Annotated in this window: 27 protein-coding genes; 16 read left to right on the top strand and 11 right to left on the bottom strand. The window is 70.7% G+C overall.

The genetic code is table 11. The features are described 5' to 3' along the window. Positions 1–23 precede the first annotated feature (23 nt). From IE185_RS28230 to IE185_RS28240, 3 genes are all read right to left on the bottom strand, one after another. Positions 24–923, bottom strand: coding sequence for a dihydrodipicolinate synthase family protein (locus IE185_RS28230; RefSeq protein ID WP_138899642.1), 900 nt, complete (start codon positions 921–923; stop codon positions 24–26). Positions 924–1027: 104 nt separating this feature from the next. Further along, positions 1028–1726 carry a B3/B4 domain-containing protein gene (locus IE185_RS28235; RefSeq protein WP_138897121.1) on the bottom strand — a complete coding sequence of 233 codons (699 nt, stop codon included), beginning with the start codon at positions 1724–1726 and terminating at the stop codon, positions 1028–1030. A gap of 161 nt (positions 1727–1887) precedes the next feature. Next, on the bottom strand, positions 1888–2058 hold the full coding sequence (locus IE185_RS28240; protein WP_229843740.1) for a CsbD family protein: 171 nt from the start codon (positions 2056–2058) through the stop codon (positions 1888–1890). 876 nt (positions 2059–2934) lie between these two features. Here IE185_RS28240 and IE185_RS33885 point away from each other — a divergent pair. Next, positions 2935–3228, top strand: a complete 294-nt coding sequence (locus IE185_RS33885) for a hypothetical protein (RefSeq protein ID WP_189716277.1) — start codon at positions 2935–2937, stop codon at positions 3226–3228. Between the two features lie 682 nt (positions 3229–3910). Here the strand turns inward: IE185_RS33885 and IE185_RS28250 are convergent. Then, positions 3911–4495, bottom strand: a complete 585-nt coding sequence (locus IE185_RS28250; protein ID WP_138897125.1) for an AMIN-like domain-containing (lipo)protein — start codon at positions 4493–4495, stop codon at positions 3911–3913. Positions 4496–4910: 415 nt separating this feature from the next. Here IE185_RS28250 and IE185_RS33740 point away from each other — a divergent pair, with 415 nt between their 5' ends. The 3 genes from IE185_RS33740 (at position 4911) to IE185_RS28260 (ending at position 6341) form a co-directional block, all read left to right on the top strand. Further along, positions 4911–5258, top strand: a complete 348-nt coding sequence (locus IE185_RS33740) for a DUF6308 family protein (protein WP_268246676.1) — start codon at positions 4911–4913, stop codon at positions 5256–5258. Then, positions 5165–5512 carry a DUF6308 family protein gene (locus IE185_RS33745; protein ID WP_268246675.1) on the top strand — a complete coding sequence of 116 codons (348 nt, stop codon included), beginning with the start codon at positions 5165–5167 and terminating at the stop codon, positions 5510–5512. The genes IE185_RS33740 and IE185_RS33745 overlap by 94 nt, the downstream gene beginning before the upstream one ends. A gap of 280 nt (positions 5513–5792) precedes the next feature. Next, positions 5793–6341, top strand: coding sequence for a putative immunity protein (locus IE185_RS28260; protein WP_170198354.1), 549 nt, complete (start codon positions 5793–5795; stop codon positions 6339–6341). 34 nt (positions 6342–6375) lie between these two features. Here the strand turns inward: IE185_RS28260 and IE185_RS33890 are convergent, their stop codons facing one another. The 7 genes from IE185_RS33890 to IE185_RS28295 all read right to left on the bottom strand — a co-directional run bounded on the left by IE185_RS33890 (position 6376) and on the right by IE185_RS28295 (position 12415). Continuing rightward, positions 6376–6987 (bottom strand): transposase family protein, encoded by a 612-nt coding sequence (locus IE185_RS33890; protein ID WP_308432829.1) that lies wholly within the window; start codon positions 6985–6987, stop codon positions 6376–6378. Between the two features lie 327 nt (positions 6988–7314). After that, positions 7315–8463: an SH3 domain-containing protein gene (locus IE185_RS28270; protein WP_138897128.1), complete on the bottom strand. Its 1149-nt coding sequence runs from the start codon at positions 8461–8463 to the stop codon at positions 7315–7317. 172 nt (positions 8464–8635) lie between these two features. Further along, on the bottom strand, positions 8636–9397 hold the full coding sequence (locus IE185_RS28275) for a M23 family metallopeptidase (RefSeq protein WP_170198355.1): 762 nt from the start codon (positions 9395–9397) through the stop codon (positions 8636–8638). 44 nt (positions 9398–9441) lie between these two features. Then, the gene (locus IE185_RS28280) at positions 9442–10320 is read right to left on the bottom strand and encodes a C40 family peptidase (protein WP_189716279.1); all 879 of its coding nucleotides are present in this window, start codon (positions 10318–10320) and stop codon (positions 9442–9444) included. 118 nt (positions 10321–10438) lie between these two features. Continuing rightward, positions 10439–11005, bottom strand: a complete 567-nt coding sequence (locus IE185_RS28285; protein ID WP_138896583.1) for an RNA polymerase sigma factor — start codon at positions 11003–11005, stop codon at positions 10439–10441. 161 nt (positions 11006–11166) lie between these two features. Beyond that, positions 11167–11826, bottom strand: a complete 660-nt coding sequence (locus IE185_RS28290) for a M15 family metallopeptidase (RefSeq protein WP_138896581.1) — start codon at positions 11824–11826, stop codon at positions 11167–11169. Between the two features lie 175 nt (positions 11827–12001). Next, complete coding sequence (locus IE185_RS28295; RefSeq protein ID WP_138896580.1) at positions 12002–12415, bottom strand: hypothetical protein; 414 nt, start codon at positions 12413–12415, stop codon at positions 12002–12004. 305 nt (positions 12416–12720) lie between these two features. Here IE185_RS28295 and IE185_RS28300 point away from each other — a divergent pair, with 305 nt between their 5' ends. The 12 genes from IE185_RS28300 (at position 12721) to IE185_RS28355 (ending at position 23617) form a co-directional block, all read left to right on the top strand. After that, entirely contained in the window at positions 12721–16041 is a 3321-nt protein-coding gene (locus tag IE185_RS28300; RefSeq protein WP_138896579.1) for an AfsR/SARP family transcriptional regulator, read from the top strand. Between the two features lie 132 nt (positions 16042–16173). Next, positions 16174–16641, top strand: coding sequence for a hypothetical protein (locus IE185_RS28305; protein ID WP_138896578.1), 468 nt, complete (start codon positions 16174–16176; stop codon positions 16639–16641). Between the two features lie 32 nt (positions 16642–16673). Continuing rightward, positions 16674–17105 (top strand): hypothetical protein, encoded by a 432-nt coding sequence (locus tag IE185_RS28310; protein ID WP_138896577.1) that lies wholly within the window; start codon positions 16674–16676, stop codon positions 17103–17105. A 1-nt stretch (position 17106) separates the two neighbouring features. After that, a complete protein-coding gene (locus IE185_RS28315; RefSeq protein ID WP_138896576.1) occupies positions 17107–18042 on the top strand; it encodes a hypothetical protein in 936 nt (311 codons plus the stop codon). Positions 18043–18124: 82 nt separating this feature from the next. Further along, positions 18125–18622, top strand: a complete 498-nt coding sequence (locus tag IE185_RS28320; RefSeq protein WP_138896575.1) for a hypothetical protein — start codon at positions 18125–18127, stop codon at positions 18620–18622. Positions 18623–18720: 98 nt separating this feature from the next. After that, the gene (locus IE185_RS28325) at positions 18721–19098 is read left to right on the top strand and encodes a hypothetical protein (protein WP_138896574.1); all 378 of its coding nucleotides are present in this window, start codon (positions 18721–18723) and stop codon (positions 19096–19098) included. Positions 19099–19126: 28 nt separating this feature from the next. After that, on the top strand, positions 19127–19507 hold the full coding sequence (locus IE185_RS28330; RefSeq protein WP_138896573.1) for a hypothetical protein: 381 nt from the start codon (positions 19127–19129) through the stop codon (positions 19505–19507). A gap of 455 nt (positions 19508–19962) precedes the next feature. After that, the gene (locus IE185_RS28335) at positions 19963–20211 is read left to right on the top strand and encodes a hypothetical protein (RefSeq protein WP_189716281.1); all 249 of its coding nucleotides are present in this window, start codon (positions 19963–19965) and stop codon (positions 20209–20211) included. Between the two features lie 163 nt (positions 20212–20374). Next, positions 20375–20602: a hypothetical protein gene (locus IE185_RS28340; protein WP_138898837.1), complete on the top strand. Its 228-nt coding sequence runs from the start codon at positions 20375–20377 to the stop codon at positions 20600–20602. A gap of 351 nt (positions 20603–20953) precedes the next feature. Continuing rightward, entirely contained in the window at positions 20954–22120 is a 1167-nt protein-coding gene (locus IE185_RS28345; RefSeq protein ID WP_138898836.1) for a right-handed parallel beta-helix repeat-containing protein, read from the top strand. 130 nt (positions 22121–22250) lie between these two features. Continuing rightward, positions 22251–22781 carry a SigE family RNA polymerase sigma factor gene (locus IE185_RS28350; protein ID WP_138898835.1) on the top strand — a complete coding sequence of 177 codons (531 nt, stop codon included), beginning with the start codon at positions 22251–22253 and terminating at the stop codon, positions 22779–22781. A gap of 233 nt (positions 22782–23014) precedes the next feature. Continuing rightward, positions 23015–23617 carry a hypothetical protein gene (locus tag IE185_RS28355; RefSeq protein ID WP_189716283.1) on the top strand — a complete coding sequence of 201 codons (603 nt, stop codon included), beginning with the start codon at positions 23015–23017 and terminating at the stop codon, positions 23615–23617. Positions 23618–23667 lie beyond the last annotated feature (50 nt).

The raw sequence follows: 23667 nt of genomic DNA on the forward strand, positions 1-23667 counted from the left end.
GTGTGCGCGAGGGCGGCGGGCTGTCAGGTGTGGAGCTGGAGCCGCTCGATCACCGTGGAGAGGTGGGCGCGCTCCTCGGCGTCGAGGCCGCGTAGCGGTAGAGGGAGGTTGCGCTGGGCGGTCAGGCCCAGGTGCGCGGCGGCCGCGGCGACGACCCGCAGAGATCCTCCGTGCCGGGTGAACAGGTCCCACAGGGGCTGGAGGCGCTGGGACTCCTCAAGGGCCCGCTCGTGCTGGCCGGTCTGGGCTGCGCGGGTAAGGGCGAGGGCCGGCTCGGGGAACGTGCCGCCGATCACCGAGTACCAGGCGTCGCATCCGGCGTTCAGGCCCCTGGCTGCGGCCGCGTCTCCGCTGATGCCCACCGTCACCGTGTCGGGCAGGAGCCGGCGCAGATGCTCGACGCGAGCCCGGGCCTTCGCTGTATCGGCGGGAAGCGAGGGGATCTTGATGGACGCCACCTGCGGCAGCCGGGCCAGGCGCGCGTACAGCTCGTCGGTGAAGGTGAAGTGCGTGGTGCCCGGGTTGTCGTAAACCACCAGGGGGATCGACAGGTTCGCGGTGACCTCCTCGTACAAGCCGAAGACGTCGTCGTCGGTCAGCGGCTGGTAGGACACCGGCGCCAGCAGCACGCCGGAGGCCCCGGCGTTCTGCGCGTCCTCGGCGGCTTGGAGCACCTGGAGGGTGCGCAGCGCCCCGATGCCGACGATGACCGGCACTCCGTCGGCGTTGTCGACCGCGACGCGGGCGACGTGGGCGCGTTCCTCGCGGGTCAGGTAGGCGTAGGAGCCGGTTGAGCCCAGCGCTCCGATCGAGTCGACGCCGGCGGTGGCGAGCCGGTTGACCAGCGTGGCGAAAGCCTTCTCGTCGACGCTGCCGTTGCCGGGGATGGGGGTGAGCGGAAAGGCGCTCAGACCGGTGAACAAGGCGAACCTCCAGAGGCGCGGGTGATCCATCGGCGGCGGTCGGCTGAGGCCGCGCCGCCGGGTACCTGGGGCCGCCGTGCAGGGTAGGCGGGCCAGGGGGGTGGTCAGACGGTGGTGTCGGGGTGTGCCGGGCTGAGGTAGTGCACGGCGCTCTTCTCGCAGTGCGGATGGAGCAGGGTCTGCAGGTCGTCGGCCGCGGCTTTGAGCAGGTGCCCGCCGCGGGTGGCGGTGACAGTCTCCAGGACGAAGGCGACGTGGGTGGAGTCTTCGGCGATGCGGGTGCGGTGGGCGTCGCGGTGGTTCCAGTGCCGAGTGAGCACGTCGGTGGTGTCGGCGTAGATGATCTCGCCCGGCTTGGGGTTCTCGGCGGTGCCGGGCTCGCCGAGCGGGATGAAGGTCTCGCTGCCGTCGGCGTGACAGATCACGACGTCGCCGGTGACGTCGTCGAGATCGAAGGCACCGGCGGGCAGGCTGTGGCGGACGGAGACGGCGTTGCAGGAGTCGACGGCCGGGTTGATCCGGGGCAGCCTCCCCTTCTTGGCCATGCGGCGGCCCAGGGCGTCGACGCTGGGGCGGATGCGGCGGGGGTTGGTGCCGAAGGAGCGGTAGGCGCCGTGCCACGCCTCGATGCGCGGGTCGCTCTCCTCGGCCGGCCGCCAGACGCCGTCGGCGAGCTGGGCCTCCAGGTCCGCCAGGGCGGCGGCGGTGGCAGGCCAGGGCTCGCCGCCGCGCAGGCCGCCGGCGGTGACGACGACGATGAGGGTGTTCGCGTTCCGCGCGCTGCGGCGGCAGGCGATACGCACAGGGGGCGGTGGCTGGTTGTGTCCAGGCCGGCTCGGTGACCTGGTTCACGTCACTTTCAAGGCTCGGCGCGTCCCGCTCACGCCGGCGGCAAGGCCGGGTTCATGCGTCAGGGCCCGGCAGGGGAGGTTGCCGGGCCCTGATGGGATGCGTGTGTCACAGCTCAGTGCTTGAAGACGTCCTTGATCTTCTCTTTCGCCTGGCGAGCGTCGCCCTTGGTCTGCTCGGCTCGGCCTTCGGCTTCCATTGACTGGTCGCCGACCGCTCGGCCGACAACCTCCTTCGCCTTGCCCTTGGCCTGCTCGACCTTGGCCTCGGTCTTCTCATCGGCCACAGCACTCACGTCCTTCCGATCAGGCGAGTGGACGCCCTACATCTGACCGCTGCTGCGCCGGGCAAACGCACATCACACCGATGGCTGACGCACGCCGGCCCGGCGAACCGGCGGGCATGGCGGTCACCGGCCTTGCGGGCTGCCGATGTCAGCGCGGAACGGCTCGTAGACCCGCCTGACCTGCACCCCGGCGGGCAACGTCGACACCTATCAGGACCCGGCCGGCGTCACCGGCTACATCTGGAACAAGGTCAACAAGCTCAGCGAGTTGAAGGACTCGACCGGCGAAATCACCACGTACACCTACAACGACAACGACAACGACACCCGCACCAAGACCACCCCCGGGCGGCACCGTGCAGGACATCACGCTCGACAAGTCCAGCCGCCCGACCACGATCAAGGTGACATCGCCCAAGGGCGCCCTGACCAACCTGTCGTGCACCTACGACAGTGGCGGGCGGATGACGCTGGCCAAGGAGACGGCCGGCACCACACTGAAGACGACGTGGGTGTACTGCTTCGACGCGGCCGGCAACCTCACGCCCCAAGCGGACACCGGAAACTGCCGGGGCTCCGGTTCGACGTTCACGTACAACGACGCCTCGCAGCTGACGGCGAAGGACGGCGTCACCACCGGCTGGTCCTACGACAAGCTCGGCAACGAAACCGCCGGAGCCGCCACGACAGCCGAAGCCAGCACCGCCGAGAAGTGGTCGGACTGCTCTCAGCTCACCTCGCTGACCGTGGGCGGCAAGACGTACGCCGGCCAGTACGGATCGACCGACCGAAGTGAGCGGAGCAAGCTCGGCGACACGTTCTTTTGTAACGGGCCCTTCGGCCGCCTGTCCGCCAAGTCAACTGGCGGTGTGGGAAATGGGATTCAACCTGGAACCCGGGGGCACGTTGAATCCCATGACGACCGGGGGCTACTACCTCAGCGACGCGCTCGGCTCCGTCATGGCGCTCGCCGACGAAGGGGGCACGAAGGTCAACCCGTACTCCTACAGCCTCCGCGGCGTCACCCGCGCCGCCACGTCCGAAAGTATTCTGCAGCCGCACCGGTTCGCCGGCGGCTACCAGGACCCCACCGGCCTCTACCCCCTTCGAGGCCCGCTACTACGACCCCAACATCGGCTTATGGGAAGTGCGCAGCTGGGTTCGGCATGATCGGCGGCCACATCGCACAGGGTGGTGACCCGGCTTTGACCGGCGGTCTGGGAACCAAAGCATCCACCCCCACGTGCTCCGGAGGCCTGCAGGTTCAGTTCTGATCACCTGCCTCCCGGGCGGCCACGCCCGGGAGGCACCTGACTGGAGGACGAAATGGAACACGTACTGCAATGGGCAGCCGAAGGGAAAGAGCCCGTCACAGGCCCTCTGCTGTACGTACTGATCGGTGTGGCCGTAGCCTTCGCTGTTCTTGTCGTCGTGAAGCTCTCTCAACGTCGCTGAGAGCTGTGCGATATCAGCGATCCGTGCCGCAGAGAAAGGGATCAATGGACAAGCAGACCGTAGTCGGAGTTGCGGCCCTCGTCATTGGAGTGGTCCTGGTGCTGTCGCGCTCGTACTTCGCCAAGGGTGCGACGAGCCAGCAGAACGTCTTCGGCAGAGCTAACGCGAGCAACCCTTCCTTCGCGCGAATGATGCCGGTAATCGTTGGTTGCGGAATCGCTCTCTGTGGCGTGCTTGTCTTGGTCGGCATACTAGGAGTGCAGTAGCCGCTTGCGTGGTGAAGAAGTGCTGGAAGAACTGGTCAAGCCGACCGCTTGACGGGCCAAGCGGTTCACCGCGGACCCACGGTGACGGCTGCTCGGGCCAGGGAGCTGCGGTGCCAGCACCCCTCGGAGTCTCAGCGTGCCCCCGTCCAGTTGTGGGCCACGTCGATCACGACCCGGTCGGTTGCCACCGACACCCGGAGCGGCAGCCGCGCCCGGACGCCGAGCCCTATCTGCGTGTCTCCTTCGAAGCTGCCGGCGAACCGGGCGTCGGTGAAGGTGCGGTATCCCGTGAGGTCAACGCCCTTCAGGTGTTGACCGGCCCGCACGGGATAGGTGGGCTTCCCTGTGGCGGGGTCATAGGCGGGGGCGTTGACCCGTATCTCGAGGACGGCGCCGCCGCCGACGGGGATGTGTTTGCCCGAACCGTCCTGGTGGAGGCGGCTGACGTACCTGACTGAATAGCCGAGGCCGCTGGTGCCCGCGCCGGGGACGTCGACGACCATGCGGTCGAAGCAGGCGTGCCGGCCGGTCCTGATGTTCGTCACCGGCTCCACCGTCGCGGCGGAGCGGGTCTTGGCCGGACTGCCCCAGCCGGTGGGGCAGTCCGCGGTCTGGGTGGTGGTGGTCGTTGTGGCCGCGGCCGGGACCGCCGCCACTCCCGACGTGGCAGCCACGAGCGCGACTACCGTTGTCCATGCGGCTCTGTTTCGTCCCATTTCATCCCCTAGAAAGGTGGTGTGTCGGATATATAGGGAGACACTCGGGTGGGTCGAATGGTTGCACTGTTCCTGAGCTCAACGATCCGGAATGCCAGGGCGGTGAGCGATTGGGCGGGTCTTACATCCCCACGCCGGGCACGAATCCGCAAGCGGCATCCCCCGGTCCACGTGCACTCCGAACCGGCAGCGATGACGGACGGCAGACGACCTCCTGCACCGTCTCAGGGTGCGACCAGCCCGTTGGCGGTCGCGTTCACAGAGCTGGCGTCACCGCGGGGACCACCCGGCCACGGGCCACATAGAGTTCCCGGCACCGTCGAACCCCGTCAGAACCGGAGTGCCCATGTCCTCGGCTGGTCTTTCACGGCCGTTCGAAGAACGGCTGCGTGCTGCCATCACCGATCCTCAGGCCATGGGGAATGCGCGGCGCTACTTCGGCATCGGTCTGCCGCTGGGCGTGGCTGCTCTCACGGGGAGCCGCTTCGAGCATCTGGCCGGCGGGGGAGGCCGGCCGGAGGTCGCCGACACCGTCACGGCGGAGGATCTCGTCGCGGTGCAAACGTTGTCGGTCACTGTTCCGGCGCCGGTCGCCCTCGATATCCTTGAGGGCGCAGCCTCGGCGCGCGCCTGTCCCCTCTGCTGCACGCTATTCCCAGCGACGTCGACATGGTTGATGTCGACGCGGCCGTCGTGGCCGACGGCTCGCCGGCGGACCAGGCCTGGCATCTCCTTCGCGACCAGGCGGACGTCGGCTGGGTGATCGCAGGCAAGCTTCTGGCCCGTAAGCGCCCACGGTTGCTCCCGGTCTACGACCGTGTCGTACGCTGCGCCCTCGGCAGCCCGCCGTCCTTCTGGCTCGATCTGCATGCCGCGCTGGGCGAGGACGGCGCCGCTTTGTACCGCCGGCTGCTTGAGCTGAGACAGGCAGCGGGGCTGCCGGAGACGGTGAGCGCGCTGCGGGTGTGCGACGTGGTGTGGATGAGCCACCGGGCCCTGGGCCACGCCTGCCGCTGAAGCGCCGTGTGAGGCTCGGGGCGTCCGTGGACGGGATGGAGCATGTACGACGTTCGGGGCGCCCCAGGGCGAGGGACGTCCCAGGTCCGCTCGTCGTTCGAGGTGTAGGGCCGCAGGTAGGCCGGCAGAGCGGTCGGCTCGCCGGTTCCTGCCTGCTGTGGCTGGGTGGCCTTCTACGATCCGGTCTGCTCGGGAGCCAGTCGGCATGGGGCCGGCCCGGAGCCGGCCCGAGCCGCCTCAACCGCCTGGCTGTCCCAGCGCAATGGTCGAGGATGGAGTCATGACAGGGGAAGTGAGCGAGATCGCTCTGAGTAAGCAGGATCTTCGTGAGGTCACCGCGTTCGCTGCAGCGTGCGCGGAAGTGGTGCTCGAGGTGTTCGAGGGCGATCAGCCGGACGATTTGCGGCCTCGAGACGCTATCGGCGCCGCGTGGGAGTTCGCTCGAGGTGGTGAGCGAGGGAAGGCTCTGCGAGACGGAGCGTGGGCGGCACTCAAGGCAGCCAAGAGCGCGGACACTGCGGCTGCGCGCGAGGCGGCTCGGGCAGCGATGTCTGCGGCAGGCGCCGCCTACCTGCATCCGCTGGCCAAGGCCACCCAGGTCAAGCACATTCTCGGAGCCGGCGCTCACGCGGCCAGAGCGGCCGAACTTGTCGCCGACGACGATCGGAGCGTTGGTGCCGAACACCTTGAGCAGACGGTGCATCGTGCGACACCGGTCGTCGTTGACGTGCTCAAACGCTTTCCAACGGCGCCGAGTGGCGGCGGACGGGTTGGTGAGTTGATCCGCATGCTGGACGCTGACCTTCGTTCACTCACCCTCTCTGAGTGACTTTGAACGTTCAGACGGTGCGGCCCCACCTCCGTCAGCGGTTGACTTCGATGTTCGTCAGGACAAGCAGGGCGCGCAGGAGCTGGGTGGCGCGGGCGGGGTCGGTGCGGAGCGTGGCGAGGATCCGCCAGTTCTTGAGGTGGGCGAAGCCGTGCTCGACTGGCGCGCGTCCGATGGCGAGGACTCGGTTGGCGTCCTTCTGACCGGCGGTGAGCTTGTGGGTGCGGCTGGCATGGAAGCCCGTGACGATCACGGGGTCGCGTACGTCGTTGTCCAGGCCGCGGAAGCCGAGGTCCGCGAGAGCGCCGAGACCGGCGGCGCGTAGGCTCCTCGACCATCTGCCCGACCACCCCGCTTCCGGCCCCGACCGGGACCGTGCTCCGGACCCGTGTCTGGCGCCGGCTGCCGCCAGGCCCTTCGAGGACGTGTACCGGCTTCCGCCCGACGCGGACGGCTGGAGTACCGGCCGCCGTCCGCGCCCGCCTCCGCCGCCCCGCCGTGGACGGCCGACCCGGCGCCCGTCCCGTTCGAGGCGACCGCCCGGTGGGCGGACCGTGCGGCCGACTTCACCGCCCTGGACCGGTCCGCCCGGCAGACCGAGGAGCTGAGGTCCTGGTGCCGGGCCGACGGCATGACGGTCAATCAGTTCCGGAGCGCCGCCCTCGCGGAGTCCTGGACCCGGGTCGCGGGCCGCGCGGACGTCCGGCTGCTGACCGCGGTCTCCCTGCGGGTCCGCTGCCCGACGTCGGCTGCTTCATCACCGTGGTCGGCGTCCCGGTGGCGCCGCACGCCGACGGCACCGCCGAGACCGCCCGGCGGTACGGTACGGTGCGGCGCTGCGGGACGCGGGCCGCGGACGCAACCTGGCCTGCGGTCCGCTGGTCTCCCTCTGGCGCATACGGCGCCAAGCCGTCGCCCGCCGCTGCCACTACCGAAGAAGAACCAGCTCAGGCAACGATTTCTGACTGGAGTACTAGCAGACCGGCACCCCGGGAACCTGGTTCTCCGGCACACTGAGATAGATGTTGCTCATGTAGCCGCCGTACTGCGGCAGATGGGCCCACCAGTCGTTGGTGTAGGGCGGGACGCTGACCTGCTGACCGCGCTTCTGGCAGCCGACCAGGACCTCGACGCCGGCGGGCAGCGTCGTGACCGCGCCCGAGGCGGTCGTCGCCTGGGTGCGGACCCGGACCCCGCTGCCCCAGGTGCCGATCCACGTACCGGCCGGGCGTGAGGCGCCGGGGACGTTCAGCGAACGGGTCAGCCGCCCCACATCCGTGTAGGCCTTGCCGTAGGAGGTTCCGCCGGGATGCAGGGTGAAGACCGCCACGATGGAACGGTCGCCCGCGCCCACCACACCCGTGGTGTGCAGTGCCGGACGTGCGAGGTCCACGGCCTCGGCGCCTGCGGGCGTCCGTGCGACCGTCCCGGCCGGTTCGTTCGCCGCCGTCGCGGTCGTCGCCGTACAGCCTCCGGAACTGAAGCCCGACCAGCCCTGCTTGACGGCCCAGGGGCGGTTGAAAGAGCCGGCGATGCCGAAGTGCTGGTCGTAGCCGTCGGTGGCGCAGCGGGTGGACTGGCGCAGGTTGCCGAGGACGTAGTCGCGTATCGCCGCGGGAGCGGAGTCCAGCAGGTAGCGGTAGATCTTCACGGTGTCACGGGCCGAGAGGGCCGTGTAGCCCCAGTAGCCGGGGTGGGTGGACGGCGGACGGGCGGTGTCCGTCAGACCGAGCCGCGTGACCATCCGGTCGACGATCGCGCCTGAGCCGTTGTTCGCCCAGAACGTGCTCGCGGCCGCGTCGTCGCTGCCGCGCAGCATGCTGTCGATCCGGGACCGGTCGGCGGCCGGCAGGGCGTCGGGGCCGCGGTTCCAGAGCACGTCCAGGGCGATCAGCAGTTTCACCACGGACGCCGACCGGAACTGCCCGGCGGTGTTCAACTGCTCGGTGAACGTGCCGGTGTGGCGGTCGAAGACGGCAACGCCCGCCGTCACCCCGGCCGGCACGTCGGCTCGAACCGAAGCCGGGGGCGATAACGGGGACTCAGTGGGTGCGGCGGTCGCGGTGGGCGCGGTGGTGCACACCAGTGCCGCGAGAGCGGCGGCCAGCACCCCCGCCCGCACCGCGCCACGACGTGCGAACCGGACGACCGTTCCGTCATGCGTGCTGCTCAAGGTCATCATGGTCATCCTCGGAGTCGTTGGCCTGCGCGGACGAGGTGAGGCCGGGGGGAGAGGAGCGCCGCGGGAGCCAGAACGACCGCCGCGACACCCCTCGTACCGGCAGGGACGCCGGTCAGCACTCTCGCACCCCCGGCAGCCAGGCGGCGGGGTGGTCGATGTAGATGTTGCTGATGTAGCCACCGAGCGCCGGGATGTAGGACCAGGCGTCGTTGCTGTAGCCCTCGGCGTTGACCACGTCACCGCGCTTCTGGCACTCCACGAAGACCGGCGTCGGCCCGCTCAGCGTGCGGACGACCGTCGCGCTCAGCCGTGCGTCGGCGCGCACCCGGACCGACGTGCCCCAGGTGGTGAAGTTGGTCCCGGGCGTGCCGCTGCCCGGAGTGCACGGCAGGCCCACACCGCGCTCTCTCAGGTATGGAACGGGGTCCATGCCCCGGGTGCTGGACGTGGAGCTGTGCGCCTCGAAGTGCAGGTGGTTGCCGGAGGAGTCGCCCTCGGAGCCCATGCGGGCGATCAGCTGACCGCTGCTCACCCGCTGGTTCACGGAGACGAGCCGCTCGTACATGTGGCCGTACTCGGTGACCGTGCCGTCGTCGTGCTTGATGCGGATCCACTGGCCGTAGCCGCTGGCGGTGCCGGAGACGATGACCGTGCCCGGCCCGGTGGAGTGGATGGGCGTACCGCGGTTGTTGGCGATGTCGACGCCGTCGTGGCCGGAGTGCCACCACTGGGTGACCGTCCCGGCGGTCGGGCAGGAGCCCGCGTAACCGGTGGGCGCGGCCTGTGCCGTGCCGGCAGTGAGCGGGATCAGCCCGGTCGCGGCGACGGTGGCGACGAGCATCCCGATGGACTTGGTGCGCTTGAGCACGCGCATGGCAGATTCTCCTTTGTGGAGGGGGTCGGGGCGGGGGTCGGTGTTCAGCAGGTGGGGACTCCGGGCAGCCAGGCCGCCGGGTCGTCGATGAAGATGTTGGAGATCCAGGCCTTGTACTTCGGCAGGTACGACCAGGCGTCGTTGCTGTAGCCCTCGGCGTGGACCATCTCTCCGTGCGTCTGGCACAGCACGTCCACCGCGGTGGGGCCGGGCAGAAGGGCTGCGGGAGGCTTCTGGGTGCCGGCTTCCGGACGCAGGTTCACACCGGTGCCCCAGGTCATGAACCGCTTCGTGCCGGCCGGCGGCTGCTCGTTGCCGCCCGTGATGCGCAGGGCGCCCGCGTACTGGGCGTTCAGCCGCACGTCGCTGACCATCACCAGCGTTCCGGACTCCCGGGCCTCGACCATCTTGCCGTCACCGAGGTAGAGGGCGATGTGGTGGACGCTGTTGAGATTGCCCGGGTCCGACGCCCACAGCAGCAGATCGCCCGGCTGCAACGGACCGAGCCCCTGGGCGCGGCCGAACCGGGCGGTGGCGCCGCTCCACTGGGCCTGGTTCCAGGAACCCTCGGGCATGGCTGTGCCCGCTCCCTGCCAGGCCGCGTACTGCACCAGGTGTGAGCAGTCGAAGCCCTTCACCTGACTGTCGTGGGCGCCGGGACCGCCGCCGGGGTAGTCCTGACCGTACGTCGGCCCGTGGATGGAGCCGCCGCCCCACGAGTAGGGCACCCCGATCTGCGAGCAGGCGGCGCCCACGATCGCCTGGGCCTGAGCGGGTGCGTTCGCCAGGGGACGGCAGTCGGCGGCGGCCACGGCCTTCGAGGGAAGCGGCGGCGCGGCGGCCATCGCCGTACCGGTACAGCTCAACGTGGTGGCGAGCAGCAGTCCTCCTGCCATCGCCAGTGTGCGGTTGGTGCGGCGCATGTGGTTCCCCTGGTCTGGTTCGCGAGGTGCGGATGAACGGGTGGATGAACTGTGCGGTGAGCGGTGCACGGATGAGCCGGGCGCGGGTGAGCCGTGTCCGGCGGTCGGCCGGGCAGCCTCATGCCGTCGTCGTGCCCGCCGTCGAGAGGGGCCGCGCGGGCCCGTCGGCCCGCGTGGAGGAGACGGGAGCGGAGGCCGGTTCGTATGCGTCGAGTGCGGCGCGGATCTTGGCCAGGCCGCGCATGCGGTTGCGCTGCACCGTGCCGCGGTGCGAGCCGAGGTGTTCACCCGCCATGTCGTGGGTCAGTCCCTCGATGTCGACCAGGATCACGGCGGCCGCCTCCTTGGGGGACAGCCCGTGCAACAGCGCGGTCACCGCCGCCTCGGCCTCCCTGCTCGCGAAGCCGCCGTCCCAGCCGCGTTCCGGCAGCCGGTCGGTGCAGCACTCCCGGCGCGAGGGGTGCCGCCACAGGTCGCGGAGCAGGTTGAGCGCCGCCGCGCAGGTGTAGGCGTACGGCTGCTGCTGACGCGCCAGGCTGCGGGCACGCGCCCGGCGGGAGAGTCTCAGGTACGTCTCCTGCAGCAGGTCGTCGGCGTCGTGCGGATTGCCGGTCAGGGCCAGCAGTCTGCGCCGGAGTCTCGGCATCACGGCGGTGAATGCCTCGTCGAACTCGGCCGCGGTCATGTGGTCGCTGGTGGTCGTCGTCGTGGCGGTCGTGGTCCTCGTCGTGCTCTTGGCGGTCTTGGGCGACGTGGTCATCGTCGGCGAGATGCGGGTGTTCTCCACGGTGTTCCCCCGGGGTCTGTCTCGGACTGAGGCCGGGCATGGGCTTCAGGGCTGCGGCGCTACGGGTGACTCAGCGAGGCGGGCCCGTACGTGGCCGCCGGCGCCTCGGTCAGCAGCGCCCAGTACCGGTCTCCGTACGACCAGTGCCACCACTCGGTCGGGTAGTTGACGAACCCCGCGGCCGTCATGGCCCGGCCCATCACCGCCCGGTTGGCCCGGGACTCGGCGTCGATGCCGACCGCGGCGGTACGGCAGCCGCCCGCGCTCTCCTCGGGGGTGGCGTTGACCTCGCTGCCGAGGGGGAGCTCGGTGCCGTCCCCGGTGCACAGCGTCAGATCCACCGCGCCGCCGCTGACGTGCGGGGCGACCTCGGGGGGCGAGATGTACGCGCTGGCCAGCTCGCGTATCCGCTCCGGTGGGGCGTCGGGATGGGCCGTGCGCAGCGTGGCCGCGTACGCGTCGAAGTAGCGGCGCTGCAGCGCGTGCGGCCGGAAGCCCTCCACCATCAGCAGGCGGATGCCCGGGGGCAGCGCGTCCTGTGCGAGCAGGAGCCGACGTAGCACGTCGGCCCTCAGGTGTGCGTACGAGCCGTCGTCGTCGGCCTTCCGCGTGTCGACCCGAAGCGTGGTGACCTCCCGGGCGTCGACCAGGGGTTCACCGTTCTCGGCGACACGCGTGGCGGCCACTCGGTGGTCCGAAAGCAGGATGATGTCCGTCACGCTCACAGCGTGGAGGTGGGCTCTGCAAGAACGATGCAGATCCTCTGCAGGACGGTGCAGGACCGGTGCAGGATGGCATGCGGTGCCAGTGCGGAGAGCGGGTGCGCGGAAGTGACGTCGCCCGAAGGCCGTCAGGGCCCCGCGCACCGCCCGCGCGAATGGGCCTCGGTTTTCGTCAGAAGCAGTCGTCGAAGTTCTGCGAAACACCGGGAATGGGGCTCCAGTTGTCGCCCCCGCTGACGTAGACCGCGCTGATCCAGCCGCGGGGCCCGCCGGCGTCCACCTGGACCCAGTAATTGTTCACGTACTGCCCGTCTCTGACGGTGTCGCCCGTGTTCTGGCAGTACGCCGTGACGTTCATCCGGCTGACTTTGATCCCGCTGTACGGCGCGCACTCGAACGACGGGCAAGCGCGCATGTTCACGCCGGTCGCCCAGACGTAGACCGTCGTCGTGGCCGCCGCCTGCGGGGCGGGTGCGGCAGCGACCATGGACAGCCCGGCGCCGCACGCCGCGACCGCGGCTACCGCCGTCCGGCGCAGTCGGTTGGGTCGTTTGGTCGCTGATCCGGCGGTCGGTGATCCGGTCATGGAGCCCTCCGGGTCGGTTGGAGTCGGGTCGTCGATGACGCCCGGATGACGGTTCCGGAGAGCCGGCCGTATGCGTTTCGGCGAGAGGCAGTCATACGGAGGGGCGCTCGCCTCCGTCCACAGGTCGACAGCAGACGTCAATTTCCTCGGGTCGGGAGGGATTCACACAGGACACCCGGAGAATTCCAGCCACTTGCACTCGATACCGGCCTGCCGAATAACGGGCAGTCCGGTATGCGGCATGCCTGTCGGCGTCGGCCGGTATGTTGGCCCTGATTGCGTGAGCGTGGAATCGGGGGGACACCGTGGACGTTCGCCTTCTGGGTCCGGTCGAAGTGTCGAGCGGGGGGCACCGTATTCCGCTGAACGGTGCCAAACCGACGGGAATTCTCGCGGCTCTCGTCGTACATCTCGGTGAGGTGCTGTCCGCCGAGCGGTTGGTCGACCTGATCTGGGAGGAGGAGCCACCCGCCACCGCGCGGGCGCTCGTCGCCTCGCACGTCTCCGGACTGCGGCGGGTCCTGGCCGGAGCAAAGGGCGGCGACGCCATCCGCACCCGCTCCCCGGGTTACGTCGCCGAGTTCCCTCCCTCCGCCGTGGACGCCCGGCGCTTCGAGGAGGCGTTCACCGCCGGCCGGAACGCGGCCCTCGGCGGGCGGGCCGAGGAAGCCGCCGAGACGCTGCAGACGGCGGTGCGGCTGTGGCGCGGTCAGGACGCCCTGGAAGGGCTCGGCCAGTCCTTCGCCCGCGTCGAAGCGATGCGCCTGACAGAACTGCGGCTCGCGGCGCAGGAGTTCCGCTTCGCCGCCGAGCTGGACCTGGATCGTCGTACGGATCTCGTCGCCGAACTCGTGGCGCACGTCGCCGCCCACCCCCTCAGAGAGCGCTCGCGCGGCCAGCTGATGACCGCGCTGTTCCGCACCGGCCGGGTGGCCGACGCGCTGCGCTGCTACGACGAGGGCCGCCGTCTGCTCCGTACGGAGCTGGGCGTCGATCCCGGGCCGGAACTGCGCGCACTGCACCAGGCCCTGCTCCGGGCGGACACGACGGTGCTGGGAGCGCCGGTCCGCCGCGGGGCCACATCCTCGGGGGAGGGCCACGGGCCCGCGGAGACGGCGGTCTCCTCGCGCCCGGACGCGGACACACCGTCGTACCACCACCGTCCCGGGCAGTCGTACGACGACCCAGGTCGGCCGGCTCCCTCTCAACTCCCGCCCGACGTGGCCGACTTCATAGGCCGCACCGAGCAGATCGCCTGGGCGACCGCCCTCCTGGAGCAGGTGCGGGACCCGCTGCGCACCGCGCCGCCCATCGGGGTGATCTCCGGCCGGTCGGGCACCGGCAAGACCGCCCTGGCCGTCCACGTGGGCCACCGCACCGCCGCACTCTTCCCCGACGGACAGCTCTTCGTGGACCTGCGCGCCGCGGACTCCGAGCCCGTACGGACCACGGACGCCCTGGCCCGACTGCTGCGCGCCCTCGGGGTGGACCCCGACACCCCGGCCCGCGACGAGGAGGACCTCCTCGGCCTGTACCGCACGCAAATCGCGCGCCGCCGCGTCCTGCTCATCCTCGACAATGCCGTCAGCGAGGCCCTGCTGCGCCCGCTGCTTCCACCGGGTGGCGGTTCGGCCGTGCTGATCACCGGCCGCCGTCGGCTGGTCGCCCTGGAAGGCGCCGCCCACCTCGACCTCGGTGTGCCCTCCGAAACGGAGGCACTGGAGCTGCTGGCCCGCGTCGCCGGCCCGACCCGGCCGACCCTGGAGCCCGACCGGGCCGCCGAGCTCGTCGCGCTGTGCGGCCGGCTCCCGCTCGCCGTCCGCATCGCCGGCGCCCGTCTCGCCGCCCGCCCCCACTGGACACCGGAACGGCTCGCGTCCCGCCTGAAGGACGAGCGCCGCCGCCTGGACGAATTGCAGGCGGGCGACCTGGAAGTACGCGCGAGCCTCGGACTCGGCTACGCCGACCTCGACCCACAGCAGCAGGGCGCCCTGCGCCGCCTGGCCCTGATGGATCTCCCCGACTTCGCCGCATGGGTCGCCGGGCCGCTCCTCGACGTGAGCGAGGACGACGCGGAGGACGCGGTCGAACAACTCGTGGACTGCCACTTCGTGGAGGTCGTACGCACCGACGAGACGGGCAGAACGCGCTACCGCATCCACGACCTGGCGCGCGAGTACGCCCGGGAACGCTGCCTGGCCGACGAGGCCCGGCAGGAACGGGAGACGGCGGTCCGAAGACTGGTCGACCGCTGGCTGGGCATGGCACGCAGCGCGGCAGCCCGCGGGCCGGGCGGCGCGTCGCGGCTCCTTCCTGCCACCGCGGTGGGCGAGTCGGCACGTTCGGCGGATGAGGTGATGGGTCCTGCGGGCGAGACCGCACGTTCGGCGGGCGGGGCGGCACGTCGCACGGATGAACCGGTGGGTGGCGCGGGCGGGTCGGCACGTTTCGCGGGCGAGCCGATGGATTCCGCGGCGGAGCTGACACGTTTCGCGGCGGAGCCGACATCACTGACGCAACCGCCGGCCCACCTGGCGGGTGAGCCGACCGCGTGGTTCGCGGCCGAGCAGCGGTGCCTGCTCGCCGCGGTCACCCACTGTGCGGAGCACGGCATGTTCGATGCCGCCCGCGAACTCGCCGCCGCCCTCATGGCCGCCTCCGCGGCGCTCTACAACCAGTTCGACGCCTGGTCCCGCTCCCACGACGTGGCCCTGCGGGCGGTGCGCCGCGGCGGAGATGCCGAGGGCGAGGCCTGGCTGCTGAACGGTCTCGGCCAACTCCGCCTGGAACAGGACCGCTTCGACGAGGCGCACGCGTTCTTCGCCGCGGCACTGCGCCTGTTCGAGGAGCGAGCCGTACGACGCGGCCGCGCGGACGCGTTGGCCGGCATGGGCATGGTCCGCCGCGAACAGGCCCGCTTCGACGAGGCGCTGGCCCTGCTGACCTCGGCGCTCGAACACTACCGGGAGCCGCAGGACATCGCGTCCATGGCGCATGTGCTGCACGGCATCGGATGTGTGTACCGGGATCAGGGCCGCGATGACGACGCATGGGCCACTCTCTCCCGCGCACACCGCCTGTACGTGACCGCCCGCGACCGGTACGGCGACGCGCTCGTGCTGCGCTCACTGGGCCTGTACCACCGGGCGCGGGGTGACCTGCCCAGCGCGGAGGTCCTGCTGCGGCAGTCCCTCGGCATCTTCGAGGAGATGGACGACGCCTTCGGCGTCATGTACACGAGCCAGTCCCTGGCCAAGGTGGAGTTCCGGCAGGGCCGGATGACCACGGCCCGGCAGCGTCTCGACCGGTGTCTGGAGATCACCCGCGAGCGCCAGGACGTCTTCGGAGAGGCGCTCGTCCTGCGCACCATCGGCGAGTGGCACCTCGCCGCGTTCGACGGGGAGACCGCGACCGAGACCCTGCGACAGGCTCTCGGCCTGTGGGACAAGCTGGAGCTGCCCCTGTGGCGCGCCCGCACACTGCGGGACCTCGCCCGCGCCGAACTGGCCAAGGGCGCGGCCGGAACGGGGCGTGAGCTCGCAGAGGAGGCGCACCGCGTCTTCCGCCAACTCGGCAGCCGCGAAGCGCTGGAACCCTTGCAGCCGCACGACGCCCCGGGACGCTGAGCCGGCACCCGCACGGCCAGCGAGTCGGCCCGGTACTCACCCGGCACTCATACGAGAGGCGACCACCCCCCGTCGCCAGGTGGACGGCGCGGCACCCGCCGCGAGCGACCACTGCCGGAAGAGGACTCCACCATGACCAGTACGTCACCACGCACGGGCGGACGCAGACACCAGGGCGAACCCGGATCTCGTATCCCCTTCAGGGCACTGCGCTCCTTCGCCGGGCTCCTCGTGGCCGTCGTCTCGATCCTGGTCTCGGTCGCACAGCCGGCGGCCGCACACCCGCCGAGCGGGTCCGTGTACGTGTGGGCGAGCGACGTGCGGGTGCGTACGTGCCAGAGCACGACCTGTGCCCTCGCCACCACCGAGCGGCTGACCCGGGTCAGGGTCCAGGCGTACTGCCAGATCGACGCGGGTGAGCGCGGGCGCGTGACCGACGGCCCCTACACCAACACCTACTGGGTCCAGATCATCACGCCCGGAAGGACCCTGGGCTGGATCTCGGCGGTGTACGCCGGCGGCGGCTCCAACAACTCCCCGGTGCCCGGCGCCCCGGTCGACAGCCCCACGGACCCGTCCATCGACTGCGAGTACGTCTGAGCCGCCAGCACCCTCGGAAACCGGAGGACACGATGAACGCACGCGCAACGGTCCGCACGCTGACCACGGCCCTCCTCGTCGCCGCCGCGACGGTGGCCGGACCGGCGGCGACGACGGCGACCGGGGCCACGGCCGGAGACAGGACCCAGGCGGGGGCGATGGAGTTCACTGAGGTCCATGTGTGGGCGACCGGCGTCAATGTCCGCAACCACCCGTCGGGAACACCCGCCTTCGATCAGTGCTACACGTTTCCCTCCCGCTCGAACTGCCGGGTCGTGGCATCGGTGTCGCGGGCCACCGTGACCGCCTACTGCCAGAAGCAGGGGGAGCTCATCACCGACTCGGGCTACCGCAGCCGGTGGTGGACGTACCTGGAGTCACCGAGCGGCCAGTGGGGCTGGGTGAACAACGTGTACATCACGGGGGACGAACACCTGGCACACGTCAGTGACTGCGAGAACTGACATGGCACGATTCCGCCGCCGAGGACGCCGGGCCCGCCCGGCTCCGGCGGTCCCCCCGCTGCTCGCGCTGGCCGCCGTCACCCTCATCGTCGGCGGCTGCTCGGTCGGCGGCGGGGCGGAGGCATCTCGCGACGTCCCGGCACCTGTCGCCGCCCTCGCTCCCGTCTCGAACGCCGAACGGTCACTGTTGCACGACGCGGAACAGACGCTCATCCGCCACTGCATGAGCCGGCACGGGTTCACCGTCCGGAAGGTGCCCGAGCACCCGCTTCCCGAGCAACGGGACTTCCCGTACGTGGTCGACGACGTGGCCTGGGCGCGCGAGCACGGGTACGGGAGCGAGCTGGAGCGGTGGGCGCGTGCGCTGCGCGACACCGACCCCAACCGGCGATACTCCCGGTCACTCGGCGCCGAACGCCGTGCCGAGGCGATGGACGCGCTGCACGGGCGGCAGCGCAACGCGCTGACGGTGACACTGCCCTCCGGGGCCGAGGTCGGCCGCAGTGACGAGGGATGCACGGCGGGGGCCGAGAAGGAGCTCTACGCGGACCTCGCGGCCTGGTTCCGTGCCGAAGCCGTCACCCAGGTGCTGTCCGGCCTGCGCCGGTCGCAGGTGATCGCCGACCCCGCCTACACCGGGGCCGTGCGCGCGTGGTCCGCCTGCATGAGCCGGCGCGGCCTGCACCACCCGGACCCGGCGGCCGCCCGCGCTCGATTCCTGGACGCACCCGGCAATGCCACGCCCACAGAGGAACGGCGCACGGCGGTCGCCGAGGCGGAGTGCGCGCTGAGCAGCGGGCTGTCCGGCACAGCCGGCCGACTGAGCAGCCGGTACGGCGATGCCCTGAAGGCCGAGCACCACTCGGCGTTCCGCGAGCGGGACCGCCTGCAGCGCGCGGCGCTGCCACGGGCACGCGCGATCGTCGGCAACGACTGACCGGCACCGGACGGCACGGGCTGCCCCACAAGGAAGACCATCGAAGATCACCGACAACCCACCCATGGAGAAGAGGGAGAACATGAGGACCACTGCGCTCCGCGCAGGGCTGGCCGCGGCCGTTCTGACCGGGCTCACCGCGTTCGCGGTACCGGCGACGGCACAGGCCGCGGACCCGAACGGCGCCCGGACCCCCGAGCCGGCGACCACGGCGGCCCCCGCGGCCGACGGAAACTTCTATGCCTACGAGTTCGTCGGTCTCATGGGCGAGTACTGCGCCTGGGCCGGCGACGACGCCAACTGGAGCACCTGCTCGCCACGAGGCGGTATCCGCAACCAGGCGAGCTCGGTCGAGAACCGGGGCTTTCCCGGCGCGTACGAGGACGTCCTCGTGTACTGGGACAACGCGGACGACGCCGGAGGCTGGGACGGCGCCCGGGCCTGCATCCAGAACGGCTGGTCGTACGGACACCTGTACGCGTATCGGTTCCCGGCGAACGGGGCGGGTGGCGGCGAGAAGATGGAGAACAACATCTCCGCCCACCGCTGGGTGCACTCCTGCACCGAGGACCCGCTGTAGGGAGAAGGCGAGGCCGCCCCGGCGACACGGTCATACGGGCGCGCCTCGCCTTCCGTCCTACGGCCGGACAGGAAGAATCCACGGCGAAGGGGACTTTGATGGTGAAGCGATCCGCCAGGCTGGCGGCCACGGGGCTGGCGCTCGGCGCGGCCCTCTCTCTCCTCGGCACGGCGGGCAGTGCGCAGGCCGCCGCGCAAGCGAGGGACACCACCGTGCAGACCGGCAGCAACATCCGGGCGGCGGCCACCACGAACAGCAGGCTCCTTGGCACCACGAAGTCCGAGAGCGTGGGGTCGATCAGCTGCTACGCCCGCGGCCAGCGCGTCACCGTGGGCGGATACACCACCGACGTCTGGTACTTCGGCAACGTCTTCGACGACGGCGCCAACCCACCGCACGCCTACCTCAACGTGTGGGTCTGGGGCGGCAACGTCAACGTGGGCGCCGACCCGGCCCCCGGCATCCCCCGCTGCTGAATCCGGAACTCGACCGAGGAGCACACCCATGACCAAGCGAAGTCTGTCGACCGCGGCCGCCGGCCTCGTACTCGGCGCGGCCGTCTCCCTGCTCGGCACCACCGGGACCGCCGAGGCCGCCCCCACCGGCGCCTCCGCTTACGCGACGACCGTGCAGGCGCACAGCAACCTGCGCGACGCCCCCAACACCAGCAGCCGCATCTGGGGCACCACGACGAAGGTGACCGAGGCCGGCGTCGAGTGCTACACCCGCGGCCAGCGCGTCACTGCGGGCGGATACACCACCGACGTCTGGTACTTCGGCACCGTCATCGACTACGACATCGGCCACATCTACTCCAACGTGTGGATGTGGGGCGGCAACGTGAACGTGGGCGCCGATCCGGCCCCCGGTATCCCCCGCTGCTGACCGGTCGACAGCGCCCGCACCACCCCGCCCCCGACACCCGCGCGCCCCCGGGCCTTCAGGAGGCCCGGGGGCCGGTCACGGCCCTGGGAAGCTGTCTGCGGTGCCCTGGTGACGCTCGGGGGGGCGGGGCTTTGTTGGTGCTGACTCTCACTCCACCGATCGGCCGCGGCTTCAGCCTCAAGACGACCAGCACCCCCACCCGCGAAGGGGACAACCCGGGACTCGCCCTGGGCCCGCCCACCCGACACCCACGCCGTGCGACGACGTTGCTCGCTACGGTGATAGCACGCGTACATCCGGCCCACGGAGGCGATCAGGCAGAGCCTTCATTCACCCGCTGGCGTGGATCAGAAGCGACCGCGGCTGGGTCCCAGAGCGGCCTGGCCCGCCTCCTGGTCCGCGCCGCAGCGCAGCGGGGGCGAGTGCACCGGCATCGACGGACATCGGATCTCCAAGTGGGAGTACGGCATCACGCCGCTCCCGAATCACAGGGCCTGCTCGCCGACGTCCTTCAAGTGACCGCCGCAGCCCCGGCGCTGGGCTGGCCGACTTGGCTCCCCGCCCGCACCGACGTGCTCCCCTTCACCCCTGCCGGCAGCCGGCTCACCTCGATGGAGGCCACCGTGGCCCACATCGACCGGCGCGCCCTCCTCCACACCGAGGCAGCCGCGCTCGTCGGCACGCCACTATCGACGGCCCCCTGATGGCCGGCCTGCTCCAGGCGCACCTCACGACGGTCGCCACCCTCATCGACACCGGTGTTTACGACACCTCCGCCGGGTTCCGCCTGCACATCTGCGCCGCCGAACTCGCCAGCACATTCGGCTGGCGCTGTTCGACGAGGGCCGCCACGGTGCAGTCCAGCGCATGCGGAGCGCCGCCCTGCGCGCCACGCAGCAGGCGGGCGACCGCGGCCCGGGCGCGTGCTGCCTGGCCGACTTCGCCTACCTCGCGACCTGGCTCCATCACCCCGCCCACGCCGTCACGATCCTCGACCACGGGGCCACACGCACCCGCTCACCAGCAGCCCTGTCCCTGCTGAACGTCCGCCGTACCCGCGCGCTCGCCACCCCGGGACCACACCGACATGGGTGAGCTGGATGTTCAGCGGCCGACCTTCAGGTCGATGCCGGACGCTGCTGGCTCGACCTGGGCCGCCCGGCCCTCGCCACCCGAGCCCTCGACGAGTGCCTTACCCTGCTGGACCCGGTCCGCAGCCGCAGCCGCACCCGCACTCGCGCGGTGTTCCAGGTTGTCCAGGCCGGCTCAGCCTGAGCAACCACGAGCTCGAGCGCGCCGTCACTGACGCGGGACGAGAGGTTCCCCTCCTCGGTACTGATCCCGGCTCGACGGCAACCTTTCGGCGCTCGGCGGCAACTGGTTGTTCGGCGGCGCAGTTTGATTCCGCCACGAGCTTTCGACCCACCGAACGAAGGATCAGCACACGTGCGTAGCAACAACGGACGTCACCGCAGGGCCCGGACGCTTTCGGCGGCCGCGGCCGTCGGCGTGGTCGCAGGCGGCGCGGGCCTCTATGTGGCCGCGGGCCCCGGCCGTGCCGGGGCATCCGTCACCGGTCCGGTCGTCGTGTCCACCACCGCGACGCTGGAGAAGGCGTTCGCCGCAGCGCGGCCCGGGACGACCATCCAGCTCCGGGGCGGCACCTACTCCCCGTCCAAGAGCCTCAAGAGCCAGGCGAACGGCACTCCTGGAAGCCGGATCACCGTCGCCGCCTACGGCTCGGAGAAGGTGATCGTGGACGGCTCCAAGCTACCGCAGGGGGAGTGGCTGGTCGCGATCGGCGGGGACCATTGGACGCTGTCCGACCTGAGGTTCCGCGGCTCGCCCGCGCAGGGTGTCGTGGTGACCTCGTCCGTCGGGGGGGTCTTCAAGAACCTCACCACCCACAGCAACGGCGACTCCGGTTTCACGCTGCGGGGTGACGGCACCAGCGACAACCTGATCGAGAACCTGGACTCCTACGACAACTACGACCCGAAGAATCATGGGCAGAACGCGGACGGCCTGGCAGTCAAGTTCGGATCCGGCGGCAACAACAGGGTCGTCGCCGCACGGTTGTACAACAACGCGGACGACGGTGTGGACCTGTGGCAGTGGGCGAGCCCGGTCCGTATCGAGGGCAGCTGGGCGTACGGCAACGGCGTGAACCGCTGGAAGGACCCGGCCTTCGAGGGCAACGGCAACGGCTTCAAGCTCGGCGGGGGCGGCGCGAGCGCCGCTCATCTCATCACGGGCAACGCCGCGTGGCACAACACTCAGCACGGCTTCACGGAGAACAGCAACCCGGGTCAACAGCGGATCCACCGCAATACCGCCTACGCCAACAAGGCCGGCGGGTACTTCTTCGTGAAGTCCCGGTCCCGCCTCTCCAGGAACCTCGCCGTGCGGAACGCCGACAGCGCCGCGAAGCTGGGACCCCGCACGGTGTCGGCTGCCAACACCTGGAACCTGGACTCGGCAGGTCAGGCCCGCTTCCCCCTGCGGAGCACCGACCCGGCGACGGCGTACGGGCCGCGCCGGGCTGACGGATCGCTCCCCAGGACACAGTTCCTGACCACCGGGACGCCTTCCATCGGTGCGGAAATGAAGTGAGAGGTGAGGGGCGTGAGCGCGGGGCGCGTCAACCAGCGCGGGGGAGGCTTGCGTGCCCAGCGCTCGTTACCGTCCAGTAGGCTCGTCCCCCTCTGACCCTATCGGCGCGGACAGGCAAAGGGCTCCTATCATGGCGGTCGACGACGCAGCCGCGGAGTTCCATGCCTTCTTCGATCGCCACCACGCCGAACTCGCCCGTCTCGCCCGTCTCCTGACGGGCGAGACGGACGCCGCCGACGACCTCGCCGCTGACGCTCTGCTGGCGCTGTGGGACCGCTGGGAACGGGTCCGCGCGGCCGACCACCCCGTGGCGTATGCCCGCGGGGTGGTCACCAACCTGGCTCGCAGCCGGATCCGTACGGCTGTGCGTGAGCGCCGTCGAATCGCGCTGTTCTGGTCCCAGCGGGGCGAGCGGGTGGACGACCCGGACGTGGCTGCCGCCGTCGACCTACGGCAGGCGCTGCGGACGCTTCCCTTCCGCAAGCGGGCGTGCGTCGTCCTGCGGCACGCGCTCGACCTGTCGGAGAAGGACACCGCCTTGGCCCTGGGAATATCGGTCGGCACAGTCAAAAGCCAGACATCCAAGGGGATGGCGGAGTTGGAGCGGATACTGGGCGACCGGCCCGCCGCACGCCAGCTCACGGGAAGGGGAAACCGATGAGCGATCCGCGCAGGCAACTGCGCGATGCGGCCCAGGCGCAGCAGCCGGACCGGGCCCGGATGCTGGCCCGTGTGGAGCGCGGCATGGCAGATCAGGCCGGGCAGCGAGGAACGCGAACACGCCGGGTCTTCGCTTGGCCGCGAACCGCCCTTGTCTCGGCTGCCGTGAGCGCGACGTGCATCGTCGCATTCGCAGTTGAGTCCGTCCTCGACGCCGGGGAACGACGGCAGCACGTGTCCACAAACCCCCTGCCGCAGAACTCCGACATCGTGTCGTCACCCGCAGCGCCGACCGGTGACCCGTCCGCATCCCCGCCTCAGGGGCCGGACACGACCGCGACCCCCCGCGGCGGTGCGACCGCCGGGGTACTGCCCCCGCCGGCTGCCACCACCCCGCCCCCGGCGGCGACCTCCCGTTCCCCGGAACTCGGCGCGCGTCACACCGAGGAGGGTTCACTGTGGTCGGACGGCTCCGTCGTTCCGGGCGACAGCAGCAACACGGCTCGTAGCGACGTCACCCTCAAGACCCAGGAACCGCTCACGGCGCTGACCGTGGAACTCTCCCTCGCGCGGAGGGACGGGATCGTACCCACCGGTACGTCTCAGTCGCTGCCCATCGACGACTTCACCCACTCACTGGATCAGCGGGACGGCACGCTGATCCACCGCTGGACACTGAAAGCAGGCAGAACCGTGCCTCCCGGAACGCATGTTTTCGCCGGTCGGTACGACCATGCTCCAGACGGCCGCAACGCTTACGACGACACGTACCGAGCCACCGCGAAGACAACGGACGACACGCTCACCGTACGGGGCGACTTCGCGCGCACCAGCTGACCGGCACCGGTCCCCCTCGTCCCACGCGTGGCGGCCGGGAGACCGCAGAT

Origin of the sequence: Streptomyces chryseus (genome assembly GCF_014650755.1) — a bacterium.
In the GTDB taxonomy this organism is placed as follows: Bacteria; Actinomycetota; Actinomycetes; order Streptomycetales; family Streptomycetaceae; genus Streptomyces; species Streptomyces chryseus.